Raw genomic sequence first — 6,525 nt, forward strand, 5'->3', positions numbered from 1 at the left:
ACTTTCTTTTTGCTTTAGCCTTCAGCTCGTCCCAAACCTGAATAGCGAGCGAGCGGTCAACATTTGCGATCGCCTTTCTGATTTGTTCGGCAAATTCTTCTGCCGTTACCACCGTTTCAGATGAGGGGGTTTGTACTTCCTGCTGGCTGGGAACTTTCTCCGGCATCTGTGTGGAAGAGCTGACCTCTATCGCATCTCGGATTTCTTCAGCCGCGTCGGGGTCTTTAGTTTTAATCCGGGCTATCGCTTCCCGTACAACTTCTGGAGAATATTGAGTGGCTATTTTTTGGATTGCTTCGGGCCCGTCGGCGATCGCCTCTATCAAGCCCGCAGCTAAATCCCGAATTGCAATCCAGTGCAAAATTTTCTGTTTGTCGTCGGCTCTCAAAAAGGCTATCGCCCGATCGATGACCTCAGCAGGGAAAACCCGAAATAGGTGATCGATTTCATTTGGATCGTCAGAACTATGCAAAATTATCTGCATCGATTCGATGACGTGTCCGACCTCTGCGGGAATTTCCACCTGTACCAATTGTGTAAATTTTTTCTGTTCGGCATCCGTCAGGGCCCCCCACACTTTTTTGCGATCGGCGTGGCCGGCCTCACACTCGGATTTTAAGATGTCCCGAATTTGATGGGCGGTGTAAGCGTGATTTTCTGAAACAACGGCTCGAATCATCCCCAACAGATCCGCCTCATTCTCATTTAATCCACTGTAGGAACTGTCACCAACTGTAGGCGCGAATTGATCCACCTCAAAACTAAGCGGTGATGGCGTTTGAGGTGGAATTGTAGGAACTGTCACCGCTTCTGCGTGTTTTTTGCTCAAATTTTCTTTAGCATCCTCATCAGTTGGTGCTTTTTTTTCAAAACGATCGATCGGTGGAACAGTTCCTACAATACTCCCAGAACCTTTATGCTGTGCGGGTTTCAGGGGGAACAATTCGTGGAACTGTTCCACGCCGATCGAGCTTGGATCAGTTGCTGTAACCCTTGCAGAGATTGAGTTAGAGGGTGATTGTAGGAACTGTTCCACTGTTCCACGGGTATTTTGAAAAATCAAACTTTTTCCAGATTTTTTACTTACCCCATAGCCAAGCGCAACAAGTTCTCCAAACCACAATCGAACTACTTGAGCTGTCGGACGATTTTTGCCATTAAATGCAAGTTGAGCATCGCGAAGAGAAATTTTTCCTCCCTTGCGCTCTGCCGCCAGCAAAATTTTTGTCAGGTTAGGGGCCAGCGCTGTGCGATCGGAAAATTCGGTGTAGAGCGAAGCCACCTGATCGGCCGCAAATTTTACAAACCTTACTGCCGCCTCTACCGCGCTGCGGGGAATGTGATTTGTCACTTGCTGCCCATTAAAAATGCAGTGCAGGGTGTGAATTACAGTTGCCAGTTTTCCTACCTTCTCAGGCATTTTCCCGAGCGCACCTCTAATTCCTTGTTTCGGTTCGACCATCCGTCGCCTGTGGGAAGCAAGAGTGAAAGCGCGGTGATATTCCTTGGCTTGCTTGTCGAACTCGAAACAAATAGCCGGTAAAGCGTCAATTTTTTGATAGAGGTCGCTTAGCATCGGTGTCAGGTCAAAACGGCCGCTGTCATCTTCTGGTAAATTTGGCACTGCCAGCGGCTGAAAGACAAAATCGAACCGAGCAAATTTCCCATTGGAGTCGGAGCAATCCTTGAGCAAGCTTGCGAGCACGTCCGGTTGAATTGTACCGAATACACTTAAACCGACAGCCTCTACACTTGCCCTCACTCCTGATGCCCGTAAAACTGTGGCACCAGTGCCATTCCAAAAACTGAGCATATCTTCTTCATCAGAACCTTTGCCACCTCGGTACTGATTGGCAGATTTAAGCATTCCAGCAAGTTCGTCGCAGAAAAACATCATCGCCTGCTCTGGAAATTCTGCTTGCTGGTAAATTATTGCCTCGCCGGTGGTTTTGTCAAAAATATAAACCCTAATTTTTGGAGGCTTAGGTTCAGGCCCCCGATCTTCCTCTTTTTTAGAAGCCTTCCAATTATTGAGTTCAGTTTCGTAATTTAATTGGGCTTGCTCAAATTCCTTCTGTGCTCGTTCACGCAACACTCGCATCGGTCGATCAATAATTGCTTTGGGAATCGGCGTCTTGAGCTGCGACACCTCGGCAACGATGCCGGCGAAGTAATTGGGTACGCAGCGCCAGTCGGAATCGCGCCGAAGAATGGTTTCTGTCCCAACTTTGAACAAGCTTGCTACTTGGGTCAGTAAAGCTGCGAGGTAGCATTCCGATCGTAAATTCAGTATAGTTGCCAATTTTTCAATTGGTTGCGCCAACCCCACGGGCAACACCTCAGTTAATTTGATTGAGGTTTTATGTGCACTGAGCAAACTTTCAATTTCTGTCGCCACGTCCGGGCGATCGGCTTCTTGCTCTTGCTCCTGTTCCTGTTCTCTGTAAATTTTCCAAATATCAGAACTAGAAAGTCGGTAGATTTTGGCTAGCTCAGAAATTCTGATCTGAATTTGCGATCGCTTCAGGTCTAGCTCAAAGAGTTTTTCGATTTCTGGTTCTAAGCTTGCAGCGTCAGGGGTCTCAAATTTGGGATGAGTAATTACATTGGATTTTGGACTTTGGGTGTTAGGTAATGGATTTCGCGTACCACTTGGCTGTTTGCGATCGGGCATCTGCACTCCCACCTTACCCGCAAGCTCCCGTACCACTTCTGCAAATTCTTTCCCGGTCGGACTGCCGGAGCCACCTTTAATTTGATGCAAAAATTGGACCGGCCCGCCACCGACACCGCAGCCGAAGCAGTGAAAAGTTTTTTCTTGTGGCGTGACGCTGAAGCTGGGAGTTTTTTCATCATGAAACGGGCACAGGGCTTTTAAGTTTTTCCCCGCAGATTTCAGTTTTAAGTAACTGCCGTAGAATTCCTCAGCGTCGAGCCGCGGTAAAACTTCATTTTCAAGGATGTCAACGAGAGATTTTTCGACATCTATATATATAGTGTTTTGTCTCGCTGATTCTTTCGGCAACTCCACTGCTGGAGCCTCGCGCATCAAATCCAGAACAAATTCGGGAGCCTCTGCAATTTCCCCGGTATTTTTCCAGATGTAGGGCTGTTGAGTATCCGGGTGAATGCTGGGCGGCAGCGTGCTGCACTGATTCCAGCGGAGTTCTAATTTCTCCCCATTTTCCAATTCAATTTTCTTGGGCTGCAACCCTTCCCATTTATCCTTTGGCACTTGCAGCAAAATTTGAAAATGACCGGACCTTCCCGAAGTCCAACGCTTTGTCGCGGGTGCCGGCACCCCGCCGCTAAGTTCAAAATATTTTGTCAAGGCAAGCGAACCATCGAAGTCGATCGCCATAATGCCACCCGACAACGGGCCCGTAACGATACTCACGCCCGTCCATGCGGTCTTTTTACCTTCATGGTTTTTTTGCGATCGGATGGCTTCAATGAGTTGAGAGCGATCGAGTTTGGCTTTATTCCAGTTGGGCCACAAATTCTTTTTCCCTACGCAGGGCGTCAAAGCCCATTCTGCAGGCATTTTAGAAATTGCATTGATTAAGGCAGCATGGGTGCTTGAAACTTTACCGTCGATCGAAGTAGAATCGTTATACATGAAAAACTTCTCGCCGGAACGCGAGTTTTAATGTGAGTTAATTTCCAAAAGCCGTTGCAGTCAGAGTCCAATTGAAGGCAGCGGTTTTTTGGTGTTTAGATTTTTGGAAGTTTAAAGCGTAATTGGCACCGCCCCGCTAGTTGATTGCGGGTGCGGTTAGGCTGTCATTGCGAGCATAGCCCCCTATTTCGGCGTCAGGTAATGGGATAAAGCGCTTAGGTGGTGCGCGACCGACTTCTGGTTTGGACTGTTTTACCTTACTTGGGTCTACCTCGTTGTCTAAAAATGCGTAGACAAAAGCATAGACCAGTAAATCCTCAAGTAACAATGCAGCAAACAGGCTTGTACTAAAGGAAGAGTTCAGTAAAACACGTATTTGTCCTCTAATTAGACGGCAGACATCTTTCCAGAATCTCCAACTATTTCGGGACACTTGTCGCAACACTTCTTCACGGCGCCTCCAAAGCGAAAATTCTTTGTCGCCCGCCGAAGGAAGACAAAGTAATTTTTCGAGTTCTTTTGCTAACGCCATAATATCCATGTAGCTATTGTATATTTCATCTCAATCATTTGCAGTTTTGACTGACCTCTAACTGGATTCTGACAATTAGCACTTGATGCAAAGTAGTACGGATCAACCCTAGGGTTGAGCAATACACCCAAGTGCATGAAACCTTGAGCTAGAAAGGCTTGCAGGTGTACAGTGCGATCTCGGAACATTTAAGTGATCGCCCAATACTTATGCCCATGTCAGCAACTTCCAAAATTGCTTCGTTTTCCTAGCCAGTCTCTACCACATCGACCTTATACATCGACGAGTGAGTTTTTGGAGAGAAAAGCAGACAGGGAGAGAGTTCCAGGAAAAGCAAATTTCGAGGCAAAATAAAGCATTTTTACTCCTCGACTAAGCGCTTATACTCAGCCTCGGCAGCTTTATATTTTGGGCTGCCACCTTTGGACACTCCCCAGACTTCGAGGATTATCTTGGCTTTGCCCCAGCCCTTCGCCTTCAGTTGCAGCGCTCGTTCAGCCCGTTCTAATTCAGCGTTCTCCGAGCCGTTCTGGTTGGGTTCAGCTAGCTGGTTTTGAACGATCGGTTCTGATTCTTCATCCTCCCCATAGGTCAGCGCTAGAGAGCGTTCCAAGTGTTCACGAGGGTTTAGGATTTGTTCTGCTTCCTGCTGTCGCTGCTGCTGGGAAATGTAGGCAGATGTCGCGATTTCGTCTACCACATCTGCATTAATGGCGCGGGCTTTAATTTCCTCAATGTCAGATTCCCCAGCAAGTTTGCGGGCAAGGTTTCCAGCACGGATAGCACAAGCCACAGCAGCGCACAAACTCGCGCCCTGTATACCTTTGTGCCACCCAATCTTTTTGTCGAGTGCTACCAAAGGAGCCAACCAAAGACTAAGGGATGCGCTTGATAAAACTATCAGCTTTAAGAGCATAGATATACCCCCAAACCGACAATCAAAACCGCTAGAACGCTTACTAGCACTGCCTGCAATTGCTGAATTGATATCTTTAAAAACTGGCTTAAAGAGTAGTCCAGGAGCCACGCCCCAGACCAGCCAATTGCCAGCACCGCCAGTAAAAACGCAATCGCCCTAAATGCCATCGGATGCAAGCTCGCTACCCACCCCAGAAGGGAGGAAGCGGCACACCCGGCGATAAAATAATTACCGAGTTGTACCGCTCTCATTAGTTTGTATTCTCCTCGGATTCAATACAGGTCGAGCACCTCAAAACTTCAGGGAAGCTTTGTAAATATTCGTGGTAAGTTTTGCGATTGCACCGAGGACAAAAGTAATATCCCTCTGGCAACTGCTCTTGTAATTCCTCAGACAGTTTGTCAATTTCCATTAGTCTGCCCCTCCTGTCAGCTTGGCTTTAATCTCATCAATTCGAGTCCTGGCGTTGGAGTCGGCCTTGTCAATCCCTAAACCTAGTCGCGCGTAACCAGGGCGCATTCTGTGGAGTTTCTTAGCTAACCCAACATCAGCGCGCTTCTTGCCCAGCTCATTTTCAGCAACCGCACCCTCGTACTTGCGGTGCTCTTTGTGAACAGTTTTGTCGGCAGCTTCAATTTTGGTCAAAGCTTTGTAAGCGCGCTTGGATTGCCTCGCGCCGTCTGTTTTCTCCTTTGCCAATTCCTTCAGCTTGTCTGCTTGCTCGCAGTCGAAGTAGCGCGGGTCAGGCACAACAGGAACCGAGCGAATGCTTGAAAAATTGCCGGGAGTGTTTGGAGTAATTGCCCCGGTGTCAGTCTGTGCGAGTACCTTAGATTTGTCGATCGCGTGGCTACCGTCGTTGGCTGTTGAAATTTTGTTAGCAGCAGATTGACCGCCACCAAACAGTCGCAGTTGTAAGCTCATTTATTTCGTTCCTACTTGAATTGTGATTTTGATGATCGGGAACAGATTAAGCGGATTGATGCGAGGCCACAGATTGAGCAGCAAAATAATTAGACCCGCGGTGGCTGCTGAAACTGCTAATAGTTGTGACAAATTCACCCACTCCAATAAATTGATTGAGTGAGTTTGCCCACTATTACCGGGCGCTACTATGTCGTTGATGATTTCAGATTTGGGCTCAAACTCTAGTCCGTGTTCCGATAGCAACGCTTCCCAAGTTTTTGTCGCCGTGAGTTTTCCATATTTGCGAGCTTCTTCAGGGGTAAGGCCGCAATCATAGGCGAGAGCTTTTAAATGTTCGATTCTGCGACGACTTACCAAAGGTTTTTGTCGCGCATCAATAAGAGTTGCGGCATCCCCTTCTGGGTAGCCGTCGCTTTGTGACATAATTTTTAGGCTCCAAACGTTGTCCTTGAACGGTTTGGGGAAGTCGTGACTTGGCTAGCATTGCAAGTGCTGGTCAGTCGCGCAACAATCTTCCTTAAACTCAAG

Annotated in this window: 6 protein-coding genes; all 6 read right to left on the bottom strand. The window is 47.6% G+C overall.

The window, feature by feature from the left end; all coding sequences use genetic code 11:
- Nucleotides 1-3,619 (bottom strand): DUF3987 domain-containing protein (locus QUB61_RS37065; protein WP_333190390.1); only part of this gene is annotated, 3,619 nt, incomplete at its 3' end.
- 136 nt (nt 3,620-3,755) lie between these two features.
- Complete coding sequence (locus QUB61_RS37070; protein ID WP_333134517.1) at nt 3,756-4,160, bottom strand: hypothetical protein; 405 nt, start codon at nt 4,158-4,160, stop codon at nt 3,756-3,758.
- 352 nt (nt 4,161-4,512) lie between these two features.
- Nucleotides 4,513-5,067, bottom strand: coding sequence for a hypothetical protein (locus QUB61_RS37075; RefSeq protein ID WP_333134519.1), 555 nt, complete (start codon nt 5,065-5,067; stop codon nt 4,513-4,515).
- Nucleotides 5,058-5,321 carry a hypothetical protein gene (locus QUB61_RS37080; protein WP_333134521.1) on the bottom strand — a complete coding sequence of 88 codons (264 nt, stop codon included), beginning with the start codon at nt 5,319-5,321 and terminating at the stop codon, nt 5,058-5,060. The genes QUB61_RS37075 and QUB61_RS37080 overlap by 10 nt, the downstream gene beginning before the upstream one ends.
- A gap of 160 nt (nt 5,322-5,481) precedes the next feature.
- Nucleotides 5,482-5,994: a hypothetical protein gene (locus QUB61_RS37085; RefSeq protein WP_333134523.1), complete on the bottom strand. Its 513-nt coding sequence runs from the start codon at nt 5,992-5,994 to the stop codon at nt 5,482-5,484.
- Nucleotides 5,995-6,420, bottom strand: a complete 426-nt coding sequence (locus QUB61_RS37090) for a hypothetical protein (protein WP_333134525.1) — start codon at nt 6,418-6,420, stop codon at nt 5,995-5,997. It lies immediately after the preceding gene.
- Between the last annotated feature and the right edge of the window lie 105 nt (nt 6,421-6,525).

This window comes from Microcoleus sp. C2D2 (assembly GCF_036702495.1).
In the GTDB taxonomy this organism is placed as follows: domain Bacteria; phylum Cyanobacteriota; class Cyanobacteriia; order Cyanobacteriales; family Microcoleaceae; genus Microcoleus.

Excerpts from the sequence above, each read along its gene's own strand:
- QUB61_RS37070 (WP_333134517.1), bottom strand. The coding sequence starts at position 4,160 with ATGGATATTATGGCGTTAGCAAAAGAACTCGAAAAATTACTTTGTCTT.
- QUB61_RS37075 (WP_333134519.1), bottom strand. The coding sequence starts at position 5,067 with ATGCTCTTAAAGCTGATAGTTTTATCAAGCGCATCCCTTAGTCTTTGG.
- QUB61_RS37090 (WP_333134525.1), bottom strand. The coding sequence starts at position 6,420 with ATGTCACAAAGCGACGGCTACCCAGAAGGGGATGCCGCAACTCTTATT.
- QUB61_RS37085 (WP_333134523.1), bottom strand. The coding sequence starts at position 5,994 with ATGAGCTTACAACTGCGACTGTTTGGTGGCGGTCAATCTGCTGCTAAC.
- QUB61_RS37080 (WP_333134521.1), bottom strand. The coding sequence starts at position 5,321 with ATGAGAGCGGTACAACTCGGTAATTATTTTATCGCCGGGTGTGCCGCT.